Annotated in this window: 16 protein-coding genes and 1 pseudogene; 14 read left to right on the top strand and 3 right to left on the bottom strand. The window is 68.9% G+C overall.

The annotated features are described in order from the left end of the window. Positions 1-48 precede the first annotated feature (48 nt). Positions 49-705: a phosphatase PAP2 family protein gene (locus EPA64_RS11770; protein ID WP_134726547.1), complete on the top strand. Its 657-nt coding sequence runs from the start codon at positions 49-51 to the stop codon at positions 703-705. Between the two features lie 61 nt (positions 706-766). Here the strand turns inward: EPA64_RS11770 and EPA64_RS11765 are convergent, their stop codons facing one another. Then, entirely contained in the window at positions 767-1204 is a 438-nt protein-coding gene (locus tag EPA64_RS11765) for a hypothetical protein (RefSeq protein ID WP_134726546.1), read from the bottom strand. A gap of 154 nt (positions 1205-1358) precedes the next feature. On the opposite strand from EPA64_RS11765, the gene moaA reads away from it, so the two are divergent. Next, positions 1359-2357 carry a GTP 3',8-cyclase MoaA gene (moaA, locus tag EPA64_RS11760; protein ID WP_134726545.1) on the top strand — a complete coding sequence of 333 codons (999 nt, stop codon included), beginning with the start codon at positions 1359-1361 and terminating at the stop codon, positions 2355-2357. A gap of 307 nt (positions 2358-2664) precedes the next feature. Beyond that, positions 2665-3858: a Hint domain-containing protein gene (locus tag EPA64_RS11755; protein WP_134726544.1), complete on the top strand. Its 1194-nt coding sequence runs from the start codon at positions 2665-2667 to the stop codon at positions 3856-3858. Between the two features lie 4 nt (positions 3859-3862). On the opposite strand, the gene EPA64_RS11750 is transcribed toward EPA64_RS11755, so the two are convergent. Together EPA64_RS11750 and EPA64_RS11745 are read right to left on the bottom strand one after the other, a co-directional pair. Then, on the bottom strand, positions 3863-4216 hold the full coding sequence (locus EPA64_RS11750; protein ID WP_134726543.1) for a GFA family protein: 354 nt from the start codon (positions 4214-4216) through the stop codon (positions 3863-3865). A 17-nt stretch (positions 4217-4233) separates the two neighbouring features. Beyond that, a complete protein-coding gene (locus tag EPA64_RS11745; protein WP_134726542.1) occupies positions 4234-5832 on the bottom strand; it encodes a bifunctional metallophosphatase/5'-nucleotidase in 1599 nt (532 codons plus the stop codon). Positions 5833-6012: 180 nt separating this feature from the next. Here EPA64_RS11745 and uvrA point away from each other — a divergent pair, with 180 nt between their 5' ends. The 11 genes and pseudogenes from uvrA to EPA64_RS11690 all read left to right on the top strand — a co-directional run bounded on the left by uvrA (position 6013) and on the right by EPA64_RS11690 (position 16985). Further along, positions 6013-8940 (top strand): excinuclease ABC subunit UvrA, encoded by a 2928-nt coding sequence (gene uvrA / locus EPA64_RS11740; RefSeq protein WP_134726541.1) that lies wholly within the window; start codon positions 6013-6015, stop codon positions 8938-8940. 400 nt (positions 8941-9340) lie between these two features. Then, a complete protein-coding gene (locus EPA64_RS11735) occupies positions 9341-9706 on the top strand; it encodes an NADH-quinone oxidoreductase subunit A (protein WP_134726540.1) in 366 nt (121 codons plus the stop codon). Beyond that, the gene (locus tag EPA64_RS11730) at positions 9697-10332 is read left to right on the top strand and encodes a NuoB/complex I 20 kDa subunit family protein (protein ID WP_425467030.1); all 636 of its coding nucleotides are present in this window, start codon (positions 9697-9699) and stop codon (positions 10330-10332) included. Before EPA64_RS11735 ends, EPA64_RS11730 begins: the two co-directional genes overlap by 10 nt. 4 nt (positions 10333-10336) lie before the next feature. Beyond that, positions 10337-10990 carry an NADH-quinone oxidoreductase subunit C gene (locus EPA64_RS11725; RefSeq protein WP_134726539.1) on the top strand — a complete coding sequence of 218 codons (654 nt, stop codon included), beginning with the start codon at positions 10337-10339 and terminating at the stop codon, positions 10988-10990. Between the two features lie 143 nt (positions 10991-11133). Continuing rightward, positions 11134-12372 carry an NADH-quinone oxidoreductase subunit D gene (locus EPA64_RS11720; protein WP_134726538.1) on the top strand — a complete coding sequence of 413 codons (1239 nt, stop codon included), beginning with the start codon at positions 11134-11136 and terminating at the stop codon, positions 12370-12372. A 193-nt stretch (positions 12373-12565) separates the two neighbouring features. Then, positions 12566-13432: pseudogene (gene nuoE / locus EPA64_RS11715) on the top strand (NADH-quinone oxidoreductase subunit NuoE); the annotation flags it as partial. Positions 13433-13475: 43 nt separating this feature from the next. After that, the gene (locus tag EPA64_RS11710; RefSeq protein WP_134726536.1) at positions 13476-14480 is read left to right on the top strand and encodes an NADH-quinone oxidoreductase subunit E; all 1005 of its coding nucleotides are present in this window, start codon (positions 13476-13478) and stop codon (positions 14478-14480) included. Continuing rightward, entirely contained in the window at positions 14477-14698 is a 222-nt protein-coding gene (locus tag EPA64_RS11705) for a DUF5337 domain-containing protein (RefSeq protein WP_134726535.1), read from the top strand. Before EPA64_RS11710 ends, EPA64_RS11705 begins: the two co-directional genes overlap by 4 nt. A gap of 12 nt (positions 14699-14710) precedes the next feature. Beyond that, complete coding sequence (gene nuoF / locus EPA64_RS11700) at positions 14711-16006, top strand: NADH-quinone oxidoreductase subunit NuoF (RefSeq protein WP_134726534.1); 1296 nt, start codon at positions 14711-14713, stop codon at positions 16004-16006. A 134-nt stretch (positions 16007-16140) separates the two neighbouring features. Next, entirely contained in the window at positions 16141-16560 is a 420-nt protein-coding gene (locus EPA64_RS11695) for a DUF5333 domain-containing protein (RefSeq protein ID WP_246026733.1), read from the top strand. Beyond that, positions 16557-16985: a hypothetical protein gene (locus EPA64_RS11690; RefSeq protein ID WP_167626664.1), complete on the top strand. Its 429-nt coding sequence runs from the start codon at positions 16557-16559 to the stop codon at positions 16983-16985. Before EPA64_RS11695 ends, EPA64_RS11690 begins: the two co-directional genes overlap by 4 nt. Positions 16986-16997 lie beyond the last annotated feature (12 nt).

The following is a 16997-nucleotide window of genomic DNA, read 5'->3' as shown; positions in this document are numbered from 1 at the left end:
AGTGCGGCCCTGGGCGAAACCGCCTGACGCCGCGCGCGTTGCCCCGGCATGAGCATCAACATCGTCGATCAGATCGAAGACGCCGACGTCGCCTTGTCCGCCCGGGCCGGGCAGCTGCGCGACCATCCCGGCGTGCAGGCAATGGGCGCGGCCAGCGAGATTTCGGACCAGCCGCCCGCCTATGCGCTGTCGGCGCTGGCGCTGGCGACGGGGCTGGCGCTGCGCCACGCGCCGCTGGCCGAGGGGGGCGCGCGGGCGCTGGCCTCGGTCTGGGTGGCCACGCGGATCAAGGCCGCCATCAAGTCGCGGGTGGTGCGGACCCGGCCCGCCAAGCTGCTGGACGAGGGCGAATACCGGACCGGCGTCGATGGCCCGGACGAGCATGACTATAACTCGTTTCCCTCCGGCCACACCGCCGACGCGGTGGCCGGCGCGCGCGCCGTGGCGCGGGTGGCGCCCGGGGCCGCACTGCCGCTGGCGGCGGGTGCGCTGGTCATCGGGCTGATCCAGGTGCCGCGCGCCAAGCACCATCTGGCGGATGTCGTCGCGGGCGCGGCCGTCGGGTGGCTGGCCGAGGCGGGCGTGAACGCGGCGTTCCGCGCCCTGCGCCTGCCCGCGCGGATGCGGGCCGGGATGGGGCGGCGGTCCCCCGCGCGGCAGGAACACGACGCCGACACCGGCGGGGGCTACGACCGGCGGGAATGACGGCGGCAGGTTGTCCCGGTCAAAGGCTTGACCCCTGCCTGACCGCCGCCGCCACTGGAACTCAGATGGAATAGACCTCGACCTCGGGCAGGTCGGTCAAATCCGCGCCCAGCCCCTGCAGCGCGGGCAGCGAGACCTGGCTGCCCGCCGAGGCCGGGCCGGACAAGGGGATCAGGTCCACGTTGACGCTTTTGCCCGTGGCGGGGTTGGTGAGGCGGCCCTTGCCCGCGGTCCGCACCAGCGGCGTCCTGATCCACATCCCCGGCTGCGTCGCGTCCCCCAGCGAGGCGATGGTGGTTCCCAGCCGGCCCGGCGCCGCCGTGGCCGTGCCCTGCGCGACGCCGGTCGCAGCCTCGGCCGCGGCGGCGGCCGCGGGGGTGGTCGCGGTGACGGTCGCGCCGGGGGTGCGCGGGGCGCCCATCGGGGACATCGCGTTCTCGCCGCAGGCGGTCAGCGCCAGCAGCGGCAGGATCAGGGCAAGGCGTGCTGTGTGGGTCATCGTGGGGGTTCCTGGCTTTGCCATCGCGGACCGGCCGTGTCCGCACGCGCCGACGCTAGTCCCCCGCGCGCGCCCCTGTCCACGCCCGTTCGCGGCCGCGCGGCAAGAACCCGCCGCGCTTGTGCCGGTCCTGCTGCGCCCCTATGTTCAACGGATGCAGACGCCCCTGATCGACCCCTTTGCACGCGCGATCACCTATCTGCGGGTGTCGGTGACGGACCGCTGCGATTTCCGCTGCACCTATTGCATGGCGGAACACATGCAGTTCCTGCCCAAGGCCGACCTGCTGACGCTTGAGGAGCTGGAGCGCCTGTGCGGCGCCTTCGTGGACCTTGGCGTGCGCAAGCTGCGCATCACCGGGGGCGAGCCGCTGGTGCGCCGCAACATCCTGTCGTTCTTTCAGGCGATGTCGGAACGGCTGGGCAACGGCCTGGACGAGCTGACGCTGACCACCAACGGCAGCCAGCTGGCCCGCTTTGCCGCGCCGCTGGCCGATCTGGGCGTGCGCCGGATCAACGTCTCGCTGGACACGCTGGACCCCGACAAGTTCGCCGCCATCACCCGCTGGGGCCGCCTGCCGCAGGTGCTGGACGGCCTGCGCGCCGCAAAGGACGCCGGGCTGCGCGTCAAGATCAACACCGTCGCGCTGAAGGGCTTCAACGAGGACGAGCTGTTCGCCCTGCTGGACTGGTGCGCGGCCGAGGGGCACGACCTGACCTTCATCGAGGTCATGCCGATGGGCGACATGGGCGAGGAGCAGCGGCTGGGCCAGTATTGGGCGCTGTCGGACCTGCGCGCGCGGCTGGCGCAACGGCTGACGCTGACGTCGCTGGCCGAACGCACCGGCGGCCCCGCCCGCTATGTCCGCATCGAGGAAACGGGGCAGAAGATCGGCTTTATCACGCCCCTGACGCATAATTTCTGCGAAAGCTGCAACCGCGTGCGGCTGACCTGCACGGGCGAGCTGTTCATGTGCCTGGGGCAGGAGGACCGCGCCGACCTGCGCGCGCCGCTGCGCGCGGGGTTGGGCGACGCCATGCTGCACGACGCCATCCGCGCGGCGATCTCGCGCAAGCCCAAGGGCCACGACTTCGATTACACGCGCGGGGTCGCGGGTCAGATGTCGCGCCACATGAGCCATACCGGCGGCTGAACGTCCGGGGCACGGCGCGGTGGTCTGCCGCCGGTTGTGTTCCGCCTGTGCAACTCGCCTGTGATTAACCAAGGTTAATTAGACAAATCCGTCCGGGCGGCGATAATCCGCCTGGTTTGGAACACTTCCAGCGAACCCTCGAACCGCCTGCGCGCAGGCATTCTGTCAGGACGTTCGAATGAATGTTGATGCGATCTCGCGTGCCTCGCCCTGTCTGGCGGCCCACGAGCCTTCGTTTCCCTGACCATTCCGATCCCTGCGCGGCCAGCCATCGCTGGCCGCGTCATCATTTTGCCCGGAGCATGTCATGCCTTACGTTACCCTGTTGTCCCCCGGTTTCCTGTCCGTGGACGCGGATGCCGGGGTCATCGACCTTGGCGGGACGCAGATCCTGAACAATCTGCAACCGTCGCAGTCCTTCGACCTCTATGACGTGGACGACACGGGGGCAACGACGCTGAACCGCGGCGACGCGATCCGGCCCGTGACCACGGACGGGACGACCGTCGGTTTCGCCGGCACCTATGTCGGGGCGGGGACGTTTGCGACAACGGCGACGCCTGTCGGCCTTCCGCCCTTGGCGGGCGTCTACGTCCAGCTGAACCCGGTCGACGGCTATTTCATCGATGGCGACGACGGGAACACATATTTTGTCAGCGATGTGCCGTTGAGCGGCAACAACGTCGGCGTGACCGTGACCGGCGCGGTCCTTGGGGTTCCGCTGGCCGAGCCCATCAACTTGCCGCTTTCCCAACTTGGAGAGGCGCAAGTGCTGGGTCCGGTCCTCGACCCGGTCCTTGACGCGGTCAACGACACCCTGAACACGGTCGTCGACGATATCGAATATCAACCCGACGTTCCGCTGCCGCTGGACGCCGACGACGTCTACTGCTTCGCCGCCGGAACGCTGATCCTGACCCCGGCGGGCGAGGTGGCGGTGGAAACGCTGGTCGCGGGCGATCTGGTGATGACCCGCGACCGCGGCGCCCAGCCGGTCCGCTGGGTCGGCGCGCGCAGCGTCAGTGCGGCCGGGCTGGCGCGGAACCCCAAGCTGCGCCCGATCCGCATCCGCGCGGGTGCGCTGGGCGACGGGTTGCCGGCGTCCGATCTGGTGGTCTCGCCGCAGCACCGCATCCTGGTGCGGTCCCGGATCGCGCAGCGGATGTTCGGCACCGATGAAATCCTCGTCGCCGCCAAGCAGCTGCTGCAGCTGGACGGCATCGACATCGCGCGGGACATGGACCGGGTGGACTATGTCCGCTTCATGTTCGACCGGCACGAGGTCGTGTTCTCGAACGGGGCCGAGGCGGAATCGCTTTATACCGGCCCCGAGGCGCTGAAGGCAGTCGGCACGGCGGCGCGGGACGAGATCCTGGCGCTGTTCCCCGAACTGCGCGACGGCGGCCACGCGGCCGAACCCGCGCGCCCGCTGGCGTCGGGCCGGATGGCGCGCAAGCTGGCCGTCCGCCATGCCGTCAACGGCCGGCCGCTGGTGCACTGATCCGTCAGTGGGACGCCCCGTCGACTGCCTGCGAGGGCAGGGCGCGGGCGTCCACCCCATCCAGGCAGTTGACGTTGACGGCGGCCATCGGGCCGCTGTCGGGCATCTCGCCGAAGGCGTGGGTCTGGATGCCGCAGGTCGGGCAGAAATGATGCGCGATCGCCTGCCGGTTGAACCGGTATTCCGTCGTCGGACCGTCCGCCGTGAACCGCAGCGCGTCGCGCGGCACGAAGGTCAGCACCGACCCCAGCCTGCGGCAGCGCGAACAGTTGCAGGTGACCGTCCGGTCCAGATCGGCCTGCACGGTAAAGGCCACCGCGCCGCACTGGCAGCTGCCGGTGTAATCCTGATTGGCCATGCTTTCGCTCCCTTCCGTCATTTCACGGTGATGCGCCCGTCCAGCGCGGGCGCGAACCCCGGCCCCTGCGCGATCAGGTATTCCGCCAGCACATCGGCAAGGTCGGGGCCGAAGTCATAGGCGTTCTGCGCCTCGGTCTGGAACATCGCGAAGCCGTCGCCGCCGGTGCGGACATAGTTGTTGGTGACGACGCCATAGGTCGCGGCGGGGTCGATGGGCGCCCAGCCGTCGCCCGCGCGCACCTGCACCTCGCTGATCCGGCTGCCGGGCGCGGCCTTGGGGTCCAGCGTGTATTTCAGCCCGGCCACCTGCGCGAAGCGGCCCGCGCCCTCTTCATACTGGCTGGCGCCGTTTTCCAGCGCGGCGACCAGCGTGGCGCCCGTCGCCTGAAAGGTGGACAGCGTGTTCTGGAACGGCAGGACGCTGATGATCTCGCCCATCGTGACCGGCCCCGCGTCGATGGAGGCGCGCAGGCCCCCGCCGTTCTGGATGGCGATGGTCACGCCCTGTCCGGCGGTGCGCGCCAGCATGGCGTCGGCCACGACGTTGCCCATCTCGCATTCCCGGGCGCGGCAGCTGGTCCGGTCGCCGTCGATGGGGGCTGCGGTGTCGGCCACCAGCTTTTCCATCAGCGCCTGTATGGGCGCGCGCATCTCGGCCACCCGCGCCTCGATCGCGGGGTCGGGGGTGATGCTGGCGTCCAGCAGGATGGGCGCGCCGGCGGCCCCGGTCAGCACCCCCGCGTCGTCGAAGGTCAGCGTCAGATGGCCCAGATACTTGGAATAGGCATAGGCGGTTGCGACCGGCACATCCGTCCCCGCCGCGCCCTTGACCATCGTCGGATAGGGGCCGGCCGCTTCCTCCATGTCGCCCAGCAGGGTGTGGCTGTGCCCGCCGATCACCGCGTCCAGACCCGGCACCTGCGCCGCAAAGTCCTGGTCGCGCAGATAGCCGGAATGGGTCAGGGCGATGATCTTGGTCACGCCCGCGTCGGTCAGCGCCTGCGCGTCGGCGGTCAGGCTGTCGATGTCGTCCTGAAAGATCACGTTCGGCCCGGGCGAGGCGGTCTCCGGCGTGTCCATCGCCAGCGCGCTGACGATCCCGATCCTTTCGCCGCCGACCTGCAGCGTGACGCTGTCCCCGACCTTGCCCTTGAGCACGTTCGACCGCGACAGGTCGAGGTTGCCCGAGATCACCGGAAACTTAACCCCGTCCAGCAGCGTGACCAGCCCCTCGGGGCCGTCGTCGAACTCGTGGTTGCCCACTGCCATCGCGTCAAAGCCGATGGCCGACATGAACTCGGCCACTTCCTTGCCCTTGTAGGTCGTATAGAACAGGCTGCCCTGATACTGGTCGCCCGCGTCCAGCACGATCACGTTGCCGCCCGCGGCCGCGATCTCGTCGCGCTTGGCCTTGATGGCGGCGGCCATGCGGGCCACCCCGCCGAAACATTCGTTCGCGGCCAGCGTTTCCGCGTCGCAGGTCGAATCGTATTTGTTGATCGGCTCGATCCGGCTGTGGAAGTCGTTGATGTGCAGCACGTTCAGCACGTATTCGGCCTGCGCGCCCGCGGCGGGCAGGGTCAACAGGGCGGTGGTCAAAAGCATCCGGCGCATCGCAAGCCTCCTGCAGGGTCAGACGACGATAGCGCGGCGCAGCAACGGGTCAACGGCGGCGTGCGGCCCGCCCGTCCGATGCGCTTGGCGGCGGCTGGCGTTCGTGTTACGTTCCGCCCGTCCGCTTGCGTTCGCCGCAAGCCTGCCTATCTGATGCGCTTGTCCCCGAAAGGCCGGTTCATGGAACACAAGTTCATCGAAGTCCGCGGCGCGCGCGAACACAACCTGAAATCCGTGGACATGGACATCCCGCGCGACAGTCTTGTGGTCATCACCGGCCTGTCGGGATCGGGGAAATCCTCGCTGGCCTTCGACACGATCTATGCCGAGGGGCAGCGGCGCTATGTCGAAAGCCTGTCGGCCTATGCCCGGCAGTTCCTGGACATGATGGGCAAGCCGGACGTGGACCACATCAGCGGCCTGTCGCCCGCGATTTCCATCGAGCAGAAGACGACGTCCAAGAACCCCCGCTCCACAGTGGGGACGGTGACGGAGATCTATGACTATCTGCGGCTGCTGTTCGCGCGTTCGGGCACGCCCTATTCGCCCGCGACCGGGCTGCCGATCGAGGCGCAGCAGGTGCAGGACATGGTGGACCGCGTGATGGCGCTGCCCGAGGGGACGCGCGCCTATCTGCTGGCCCCCATCGTCCGCGACCGCAAGGGCGCCTATGAAAAGGAACTGCTGGACCTGCGGAAGAAGGGCTTTCAGCGCGTCAAGATCGACGGGGCGTTCCACGAACTGGACACGCCGCCCGCGCTGGACAAGAAGTTCCGCCACGACATCGACGTGGTGGTGGACCGCATCGTCGTGCGCGAGGGGCTGGAGACGCGGCTGGCCGACAGCTTCCGCACCGCGCTGGATCTGGCCGACGGCATCGCCATCCTGGAAACCGCGCCGGCCGAGGGGGAGGCCGAACGCATCACCTTCAGCGAGCATTTCGCCTGCCCGGTGAGCGGCTTCACCATCCCGGAAATCGAACCGCGGCTGTTTTCGTTCAACGCGCCCTTGGGGGCCTGCCCGGCCTGCGACGGGCTGGGGGCCGAGCTGTTCTTTGACGAGCGGCTGGTGGTGCCGGACACCGGCCTGTCCGTTGCGCAAGGGGCCATCGCACCCTGGGCCAAGTCCAAGTCGGCCTATCTGACCCAGACCATCAACGCGCTGGCCAAGCACTACGGCTTTGACCGCAAGACCCCGTGGCGCGACCTGCCCGAGGACATCCGCCGCATGTTCATGCACGGGTCGGGCGCCGAGGAAATCCGGTTCCGCTTTGACGACGCGGGCCGCGTCTATGAGGTCAGCCGCACGTTCGAGGGGGTGATCCCGAACCTCGACCGCCGCTATAAGGAAACCGACAGCGCCTGGTCGCGCGAGGACATGGAGCGGTATCAGAACAGCCGCCCCTGCCACGTCTGCGCGGGCTATCGCCTGAAGCCCGAGGCGCTGGCCGTCAAGGTCGCCGGCCGCCACATCGGGCAGCTGACCGAGCTGTCGATCCGCGAGGCGCTGGACGCCGTGGCCCAGGTGCCGCCGCAGCTGTCGCGGCAAAAGGGCGAGATCGCCGTGCCGATCCTCAAGGAAATCCGCGAGCGGCTGGGGTTCCTCGTCAACGTGGGGCTGGATTATCTGACGCTGTCGCGCGCGGCGGGCACGCTGTCGGGCGGCGAAAGCCAGCGCATCCGGCTGGCCAGCCAGATCGGCAGCGGGCTGACCGGCGTTCTGTATGTGCTGGACGAACCCAGCATCGGCCTGCACCAGCGCGACAACGACCGGCTGCTGGACGCGCTGAAAGGGCTGCGCGACCAGGGCAACAGCGTCATCGTGGTGGAACATGACGAGGACGCGATCCGCCACGCCGACTATGTCTTCGACATGGGGCCGGGGGCGGGTGTCCACGGCGGCGAGGTCGTGGCCAAGGGAACGCCCGCCGAGATCGAGGCCAACCCCGACAGCCTGACCGGGCAGTATCTGTCCGGCGCGCGGGAAATCCCGGTGCCCGACGAACGCCGCAAGGGCAACGGCAAGGTCGTCCGGGTCGAGGGCGCGACCGGCAACAACCTGAAAGATGTGACCGTCGATTTCCCGCTGGGCCGCTTCGTCTGCGTGACGGGCGTGTCCGGCGGCGGCAAGTCCACGCTGACCATCGAGACGCTGTTCAAGACGGCCTCGATGCGGCTGAACGGCGCGCGCCAGACCCCGGCACCCGCCCGCGCGGTCAAGGGGCTGGAGCATCTGGACAAGGTCATCGACATCGACCAGCGGCCCATCGGGCGCACGCCCCGGTCGAACCCCGCGACCTATACCGGCGCTTATACCCACATCCGCGACTGGTTCGCCCGCCTGCCGGAATCAAAGGCGCGCGGATATGGCCCCGGCCGCTTCAGCTTCAACGTCAAGGGCGGCCGCTGCGAGGCCTGTCAGGGCGACGGCGTCATCAAGATCGAGATGCACTTCCTGCCCGATGTCTATGTCACCTGCGAGACCTGCAAGGGCAAACGCTATAACCGCGAAACGCTGGAGGTCGAGTTCAAGGGCAAGTCCATCGCCGACGTGCTGGACATGACCATCGAGGACGCGCAGGAGTTCTTCAAGGCGGTGCCCTCGATCCGGTCCAAGATGGATGCGCTGGTGCAGGTGGGCCTCGGCTACGTCAAGGTCGGCCAGCAGGCGACGACGCTTTCCGGCGGCGAGGCGCAGCGGGTGAAGCTGGCCAAGGAGCTTTCCCGCGCTTCCACCGGCAAGACGCTGTATATCCTGGACGAACCGACCACGGGCCTGCATTTCGACGACACCCGCAAGCTGCTGGAGGTGCTGCAGCGGCTGGTGGATCAGGGGAACACGGTCGTGGTGATCGAGCATAACCTGGACGTCATCAAGACCGCCGACTGGATCATCGACATCGGCCCCGAGGGCGGCGACGGCGGCGGCCGCATCGTGGCCGAGGGCACGCCCGACGATGTGGCGCAGGTCGCCGAAAGCCACACCGGCCGCTATCTTGGCCCGATGCTGGCCACGGTGGCGCGCCGGCACCCGCCGGCCGAGGCGACCCCCGAGGTGGCTGCCAAGCCGCGCCGGGCGCGGCAGGCGGCACGGGTGTCCGCCGCCTGACGCCCGGCGGCCCCGGCGGGTCCATGCGCCGGCGCGATCCGGCCCCGGTCCGGCAGGCGTCGGCCAGCCGCTGCACCAACGCGCTTGGGCCGAAGTCACCCGCGTATCTCACGAATGACGGCAGCGACCCGTGAAAGAGGTTGTCGCGTGGCGGCTGCGCCCTTGGGCGGGCCGGTTCCATGATCCGCCGACAGATGATCCGAAACGTGACCGCTGCAAGCCGCGGCCTGGGCGATCCGGCACCCACACCGGATCACCGGGGGAGGGCCCGCGCGCCCGTGCCCGCGAAGACCCCGGCGCGCCGCCTCGTCGCATTGACCCCCGCCCGCGCCGGGGCTAAACGAAACCAGCCAAGCCACTCGTCCCCGCGCGACCGGGACGACGTCAGGGAGCCTGCCTCGTGGACTATCTGCTGTCCGAATACCTGCCGATCCTGGTCTTCATGGGGATGGCGTCGGCGCTGGCGATCATCCTTGTGCTGGCCGCCGCCGTGATCGCCGTCCGCAACCCCGACCCCGAAAAGGTCAGCGCCTATGAATGCGGGTTCAACGCGTTCGACGACGCCCGCATGAAGTTCGACGTGCGGTTCTATCTGGTGTCGATCCTGTTCATCATCTTCGACCTCGAGGTGGCGTTCCTGTTCCCCTGGGCGGTCAGCTTCCAGGCGCTGAGCGACGTGGCGTTCTGGTCGATGATGGTGTTCCTGGCCGTGCTGACGGCGGGCTTTGCCTATGAATGGCGGAAAGGGGCGCTGGAATGGGCGTGACCGAGACCGAGACGACGACCCGGGTCGGCGGCGCGGGGCCTGCCCATGAGGGCGGCCACCCGACCGGCGTGCAGTCGGGCCTGATCTTTCCTGAAGGCGTGCAGACCGGCCCGAACACCGCGGGCGCCGAGGGCGACGGGATCACGCAGCTGCTTAACCGCGAGCTGCAGGACAAGGGCTTCCTGCTGACCACGACCGAGGATGTCATCAACTGGGCGCGCAACGGCTCGCTGCACTGGATGACCTTTGGCCTGGCCTGCTGCGCGGTCGAGATGATGCAGGCGTCGATGCCGCGCTATGACCTGGAACGGTTCGGGACCGCGCCGCGCGCCAGCCCGCGCCAGTCGGACCTGATGATCGTCGCGGGCACGCTGACCAACAAGATGGCCCCCGCGCTGCGCAAGGTCTATGACCAGATGCCCGAGCCGCGCTATGTCATCAGCATGGGGTCGTGCGCCAACGGCGGCGGCTATTACCATTACAGCTATTCCGTCGTGCGCGGCTGCGACCGGGTCGTGCCCGTGGACATCTATGTCCCCGGCTGCCCGCCCACGGCCGAGGCGCTGCTGTATGGCATCCTGCAACTGCAGCGGCGCATCCGCCGCACCGGCACGCTGGCAAGGTGACGTCATGGCAACCCTGACCCATGTGGACCTGCCGGCGCTGGCCGAACTGGGCGAGATGATCGCCCTGCGCCGCCCCAACGACGTCATCGCGACCGAGGTGGCGTTCGGCGAGCTGAACGTGACCATCCACGCCTCGGCGATCGCCGCCGTGGTCGAGTTCCTGCGCGACGAGCCGACCTGCCGGTTCAACATGCTGGTGGACATCACCGCCGTCGATTACCCGCAGCGCCCGGCGCGGTTCGACATGGTGTGGCAGTTCCTGTCGATGTACACCAACCAGCGCATCCGCCTGCGCGCCGCCGTGCGCGAGGATGACCTGGTGCCGTCGCTGACCGCGATCATGCCCTCGGCCAACTGGTTCGAACGCGAGGTGTTCGACATGTTCGGCATCCTGTTCTCGGGCCACCCGGACCTGCGCCGCATCCTGACCGACTATGGCTTCCGCGGCTTTCCGCTGCGCAAGGATTTTCCCACCACCGGCTATGTCGAGGTGCGCTGGGACGACAGCGAAAAGCGCGTCGTCTACGAGCCGGTGAACCTGGTCCAGGAATACCGCCAGTTCGATTTCCTGTCCCCGTGGGAGGGTGCGAAATACATCCTGCCGGGCGACGAAAAGGCCCCGGCGACCACCGGCGTCACGGCGGACGGCAAGAAATGACGCAGGACGCCGCCGCCACAGGACACCGGAACACCGGCGCGTCCGGCCCGGGCCTTCACCGCCGCGCCGCGATGGGGCGCGCGACATTCGCCGACCGGCCGGCCGCCCGCGCCGCCCGCGTCGCACAGCAGGGATAGGGTCCGATGGACGGCGACATCCGCAGCAACGCCTATGACGACGGCACCCACGAGGTGCTGACGGGCGAGCAGAAGATCCGCAACTTCAACATCAACTTCGGGCCTCAGCACCCGGCGGCGCATGGCGTGCTGCGGATGGTGCTGGAACTGGACGGCGAGATCGTCGAGCGGGTCGACCCCCACATCGGCCTGCTGCACCGCGGCACCGAAAAGCTGATGGAATCGCGCACCTATCTGCAGAACCTGCCCTATCTGGACCGGCTGGATTACGTCGCGCCGATGAACCAGGAACATGCGTGGTGCCTGGCCATCGAGCGGCTGACCGGCACGGTCGTCCCGCGCCGTGCCAGCCTGATCCGGGTGCTGTATTCGGAAATCGGCCGCGTCCTGAACCACCTGCTGAACGTCACGACCGGCGCGATGGACGTCGGCGCGCTGACCCCGCCGCTGTGGGGGTTCGAGGAACGCGAAAAGCTGATGATCTTTTACGAACGGGCCAGCGGGGCGCGGCTGCACGCGGCCTATTTCCGGCCCGGCGGGGTGCATCAGGATCTGCCGCCCGCGCTGTTGGACGACATCGACGACTGGGCGGTGAACTTCCCCCGCGTCGTCCGCGACCTGGACACGCTGATCACCGAAAACCGCGTCTTCAAGCAGCGCACGGTCGATATCGGCGTCGCCCGGGAACAGGACGTGCTGGACTGGGGCTATTCGGGCGTGATGGCGCGCGGGTCTGGCCTTGCCTGGGATCTGCGCCGCAGCCAGCCCTATGAATGCTATGACGAGTTCGAGTTCGACGTCCCCGTCGGCACGAACGGCGACTGCTTTGACCGCTATCTGTGCCGGATGGAGGAGATGCGCCAGTCCACCCGCATCATCCGCCAGGCCATCGCCATGCTGAAGGCCGAACCCGCGGGCGACGTGCTGGCCCGCGGCAAGCTGACGCCCCCGCCCCGCGCCGAGATGAAGCGCGACATGGAAAGCCTGATCCACCACTTCAAGCTGTATACCGAAGGCTTCAAGGTGCCCAAGGGCGAGGTTTATGCCGCCGTCGAGGCCCCCAAGGGCGAATTCGGCGTCTATATGGTCAGCGACGGCACCAACAAACCCTATCGCGCCAAGCTGCGCGCGCCGGGCTTCCTGCACATGCAGTCGATGGACTGGATGGCCAAGGGGCACATGCTGGCCGACGTGTCGGCGATCATCGCGACGATGGACATCGTGTTCGGCGAGGTGGACCGGTGAGCCTTCGCTTTCGCCATCAGAATGGCACGGAATACACCGTAAAGGAATTTGAAAACGGGTATCATCTTGTGATCCCCGTCAAATCCGAGAGGGACTTCCGCCATTTCATGAAAATCGCTCATGCCGCGCGAATGGTTCCCGATGGCGGTAGCACGGCTAACGTTGTGAGTTTCGATAAGTTGAGTGAGATCTGATGCTGCGCCGCCTGTCCCTGACCCAGCCCGACTCGTTCGAGTTCACGCCGAAGAACCTGGCGTGGGCGCAAGCGCAGATGACCAAGTTCCCCGAGGGGCGCCAGCAATCGGCGGTCATCCCGCTGCTGTGGCGCGCGCAGGAACAGGAAGGCTGGCTGACGCGGCCCGCCATCGAATATGTCGCGGACCTGCTGGGCATGGCCTATATCCGCGCGCTCGAGGTGGCGACGTTCTATTTCATGTTCCAGCTGCACCCGGTCGGCCGGATCGCCAACATCCAGATCTGCGGCACCACGACCTGCATGATCTGCGGCGCGGGCGACCTGATCGCCGTCTGCCGCGACAAGATCGCCGCCACCCCGCACACCCTGTCGGCGGACGGCAATTTCAGCTGGGAAGAGGTCGAATGCCTGGGCGCCTGTTCCAACGCGCCGATGGCCCAGATCGGCAAGGATTACTATGAGGATCTGACCGCCGAGAAGCTGGCCGGGCTGATCGACGCGCTGGCCGCGGGCCAGGTGCCGGTTCCGGGGCCGCAGAACGGCCGGTTCTCGTCCGAACCGCTGGGCGGGCCGGTGGCGCTGGCGGCGCTGAAGGGGACGGGCGAGGAACTGAACGCATCGGCCTCGCTGGCGGTCAGGCTGCGCGACACGGTCAAGCGCATCGACGGGACCGAGGCGCCGATCCTGACGCCGTGGCAGCGCCGGCCCGACGCCGCGACCGACGATGGCGACCCGGCGGACGAGCCGCGCCCGTCCGAGGGGCGGCCCGCCGACAAGACCGGCATCACCGAGCAGGAGGCGGCGGGAACCTCTGCGGGTCGGCCGCAATCCGCAAGGGAACCGGCGGGCCAGCCCGCCGACGCGAAGGATACCCAGTAACATCAAAGCAATGGCCGGAGTCGTGCGGATGAGTGAGTGCAGGCGGACGTGTTGGATCGCAGCGGCGCTGATGGGCCTGCTGGTGCTGGCGCTGACCAGCGGCGCGGGCGATCTGGGCGTGCTGGCCGGGCTGCTGCTGGGGCTGCTGACGGCCGGGCTGGTCGGCGGCCTGCTGGTGTTTCTGGCCTGCGAGGGCCGGACCGCCGACCAGATGGCCGCCGAGGACTGGGCCAGCGATACGGGTGCGGGGGCGGGACAGGCCCCGGTGGCGCCGGGCCGCGACGCGCAGGGGGTGCTGGTTGCACCGCCGCGCCCGGCCGCCGTGCCCGGCCCCGACGGGTCGGTGCCGATGACCGGCGCCCCGCCCGGCGCCTCGGTCAACGCGGCCGAGGCGGTGACGTTTACCGTCGGCGGTGCGGACCAGAACGGGGCCGCCGTGACAGCGCCGGCCGGCGGCGCGCCCGCGGGGCAGGCGCCCGAGCCGCCCGCCCGCACCCCGGCCGAGGAGGCCCCGGCCGCAAAGCCTTCGCTGGAAGACACCCCCGCCGAGGAAACCCCGCTGGAGGATACCCGGGCGGTGATGTATGTCCCCTCGCAGTCCGAGGATCACGCCATGCCCGGCGAGGCCGTGCCCGCCGCCGAGCCGATGCCCGCCGCGCAGCCCGCGCCCGACCAGCCCCCGGCCACCATCACCGACGAAGACTTTTCTGCCGCAGGCCCCGGCACGACCGACGCGGGCCGGCTGACGGCCCGCAGCCGCAACGACCGCGACGCCGTGCCGCAGGGCGCCGACGATCTGGGCCGGATCGACGGCGTCGGGCGCAAGCTGACCGGCTGGCTGCATGAAAACGGCGTCACCCGCTTTGACCAGATCGCCGCCTGGACGGACGCCGAGGTCGATGACTTCAGCGCCCGCCTGGCCCGCAAGGGCGCGCATATCCGTCGCGACGACTGGGTGGGGCAGGCGCGCGTGCTTGCGGCGGGCGGCGAAACGGCGCATTCCCGCCGCGTGGATGCGGGTGACGCACCATGACGCCGCGGGCCGACGGCGCGCAGATGCGGCTGGCGGGCGGCGTGATCGCCGCGACCATGCTGCTGTGGCTGGCGGCCAACTGGGCGGGGCGGCGTTTCGGCTGGCCCGCGGAATATGCCTTTCTCGCCGATCTCGCGGCGATCGGGGCGCTGGTCTGGTCGCTGCTGGTGACCTGGCGGATCTGGCGGCGGCGCGACCATGCGCCGCGCGAACGATAGGACGACGACGCGATGCTGAGCGATCAGGACCGGATCTTCACCAATCTCTACGGCATGGGCGACCGCAGCCTTGCCGGCGCGCGGGCCCGCGGCCACTGGGACGGCACCGCCGGGATCATCGCCCGCGGCCGCGACGGCATCATCGACGAGATGAAGAAATCCGGCCTGCGCGGGCGCGGCGGCGCGGGCTTCCCGACCGGCATGAAGTGGTCCTTCATGCCCAAGGAAAGCGACGGCCGCCCGTCGTACCTGGTCATCAACGCCGACGAATCCGAACCCGCGACCTGCAAGGACCGCGAGATCATGCGCCACGATCCGCACACGCTGATCGAGGGCGCGCTGATCGCCAGTTTCGCGATGGGCGCGCACACGTCCTATATCTATCTGCGCGGCGAATACATCCGGGAACGCGAGGCGCTGCAGGCGGCCATCGACGAATGCTATGACGCCGGGCTGCTGGGCAAGAACGCGGCGAAATCGGGCTGGGACTTCGACCTGTTCCTGCACCACGGCGCCGGCGCCTATATCTGCGGCGAGGAAACCGCGCTGCTGGAAAGCCTGGAAGGCAAGAAGGGCATGCCCCGGATGAAGCCGCCGTTCCCGGCGGGGGCGGGTCTTTACGGCTGCCCGACGACGGTGAACAACGTCGAATCCATCGCGGTGGTGCCGACGATCCTGCGCCGCGGGGCGGAATGGTTCGCGGGTTTCGGCCGCCCCAACAACGCGGGCGTCAAGCTGTTCGGCCTGACCGGGCACGTCAACACGCCCTGCGTCGTCGAGGAGGCGATGTCGATCCCTATGCGCGAGCTGATCGAAAAGCACGGCGGCGGCATCCGCGGCGGCTGGTCGAACCTCAAGGCGATCATCCCTGGCGGTGCCTCCTGTCCCGTGATCCCCGCGCATCTGTGCGAGGACGCGATCATGGACTTCGACGGCATGCGCGAGCTGAAGTCCAGCTTTGGCACCGCCTGCATGATCGTCATGGACAACTCGGTCGACATCGTGAAGGCGATCTGGCGGCTGTCGGCGTTCTTCAAGCATGAAAGCTGCGGGCAATGCACGCCCTGCCGCGAGGGCACGGGCTGGATGATGCGGGTCATGGACCGGCTGGTGCGCGGCGAGGCCGAGGTCGAGGAAATCGACATGCTGCTGGACGTGACCAAGCAGGTCGAGGGGCACACGATCTGCGCCCTTGGCGACGCGGCGGCCTGGCCGATCCAGGGGCTTATCCGGCATTACCGCGAGGAAATCGAGGATCGCATCAAGGCCAAGCGCACCGGCCGCATGGGGGCGATGGCGGCGGAATGACGCGGGCGGTCGCACATCGGCCCGGCAGGCGGGTGGCGCGCGGGGCGGATGCCCGGCACGATCACGCGCATCTGACGGCGCCGTGCGGGGCGATCGGCTATGCTGCGCCCGACCGCAGCAGAAAGGCCCGTGCCATGCACCTTCCCTTGCGACTGACCGCCGCCGCCCTGACGCTTTGCGCAATGTCGGCGCTGGCGTCCCCCGCCGCCGCGCTGGAGCCGCTGTCCAGCGAGCGTTACATCAACGACCGCCTGATCGCCGCGCGGATCGCCGACCGCATCCGCCGCGAATGTCCCACCATCGACGGGCGGCTGATCTATGCGTTCCAGCAGGCCCGCGCGCTGGAACGCTATGCGCTGGACCGCGGCTATTCCAAGCAGCAGGTGGACGCGTTCCTGGACAGCAAGGCGGACAAGGCCCGCATCTATGCCGTGGCCGAGGATTACATGGGCCGCAACGGCGTGACCAAGGGCGACGCCGAAAGCTATTGCCGGCTGGGCCGGCAGGAGATCGCAAACCGGACAGTGACCGGGTCGCTGCTGGTGGCGAAATGAAACGGGCGGTGCGCTGGATCGGGATCGCCGTCACCGCCGCCGCGGCGGCCACGATGCTGCTGGCGGATCTGGCGCTGGCCGCGCCGCCGGTCGAGGTCTATGTGATGCGCTTCGACCTGCTGTCGCCCGGCGGGCTCAGCTGCACGGTCGATGCCCCCGCCGGCTCGCGCGTGACCACCAGCCGCGACCTGACCGGCAAGCCCTATATCCGCATCTGGGGCGAGCCGCGCGCCGCCGCGATCACCTGCACCGACCCGCAGGGCGTGCGCTGGCAGGCCACGGCGCAGCGGACCGCGCGATTTGCCGACTTTGGCCCGACCTATGGCATCGTCCTTTATCGCCCCGGCCGGGACGCGATGACGACCATCGTCCAGCGCGGCGATCAGCAAGACACGTATTTCAAGACCTTTGTCCGCGTGGACTGAGGCAGGGGACAG

Source organism: Paracoccus luteus (genome assembly GCF_004522155.1).
Taxonomy (GTDB): Bacteria; Pseudomonadota; Alphaproteobacteria; order Rhodobacterales; family Rhodobacteraceae; genus Paracoccus; species Paracoccus luteus.
The sequence above is the reverse complement of the archived record's forward strand: the minus strand, read 5'-3'. Positions and strand labels throughout refer to the sequence as shown.

What these genes read in the sequence shown, in the direction of transcription:
- EPA64_RS11710 (WP_134726536.1), top strand. Translation starts at nt 13,476, where the DNA reads ATGAGTGAGTGCAGGCGGACGTGTTGGATCGCAGCGGCGCTGATGGGC.
- EPA64_RS11745 (WP_134726542.1), bottom strand. Translation starts at nt 5,832, where the DNA reads ATGCGCCGGATGCTTTTGACCACCGCCCTGTTGACCCTGCCCGCCGCG.
- EPA64_RS11770 (WP_134726547.1), top strand. Translation starts at nt 49, where the DNA reads ATGAGCATCAACATCGTCGATCAGATCGAAGACGCCGACGTCGCCTTG.
- EPA64_RS11705 (WP_134726535.1), top strand. Translation starts at nt 14,477, where the DNA reads ATGACGCCGCGGGCCGACGGCGCGCAGATGCGGCTGGCGGGCGGCGTG.
- EPA64_RS11720 (WP_134726538.1), top strand. Translation starts at nt 11,134, where the DNA reads ATGGACGGCGACATCCGCAGCAACGCCTATGACGACGGCACCCACGAG.
- EPA64_RS11730 (WP_425467030.1), top strand. Translation starts at nt 9,697, where the DNA reads ATGGGCGTGACCGAGACCGAGACGACGACCCGGGTCGGCGGCGCGGGG.
- moaA (WP_134726545.1), top strand. Translation starts at nt 1,359, where the DNA reads ATGCAGACGCCCCTGATCGACCCCTTTGCACGCGCGATCACCTATCTG.
- uvrA (WP_134726541.1), top strand. Translation starts at nt 6,013, where the DNA reads ATGGAACACAAGTTCATCGAAGTCCGCGGCGCGCGCGAACACAACCTG.
- EPA64_RS11725 (WP_134726539.1), top strand. Translation starts at nt 10,337, where the DNA reads ATGGCAACCCTGACCCATGTGGACCTGCCGGCGCTGGCCGAACTGGGC.
- nuoF (WP_134726534.1), top strand. Translation starts at nt 14,711, where the DNA reads ATGCTGAGCGATCAGGACCGGATCTTCACCAATCTCTACGGCATGGGC.
- EPA64_RS11755 (WP_134726544.1), top strand. Translation starts at nt 2,665, where the DNA reads ATGCCTTACGTTACCCTGTTGTCCCCCGGTTTCCTGTCCGTGGACGCG.
- EPA64_RS11750 (WP_134726543.1), bottom strand. Translation starts at nt 4,216, where the DNA reads ATGGCCAATCAGGATTACACCGGCAGCTGCCAGTGCGGCGCGGTGGCC.
- EPA64_RS11695 (WP_246026733.1), top strand. Translation starts at nt 16,141, where the DNA reads ATGCACCTTCCCTTGCGACTGACCGCCGCCGCCCTGACGCTTTGCGCA.
- EPA64_RS11765 (WP_134726546.1), bottom strand. Translation starts at nt 1,204, where the DNA reads ATGACCCACACAGCACGCCTTGCCCTGATCCTGCCGCTGCTGGCGCTG.
- EPA64_RS11690 (WP_167626664.1), top strand. Translation starts at nt 16,557, where the DNA reads ATGAAACGGGCGGTGCGCTGGATCGGGATCGCCGTCACCGCCGCCGCG.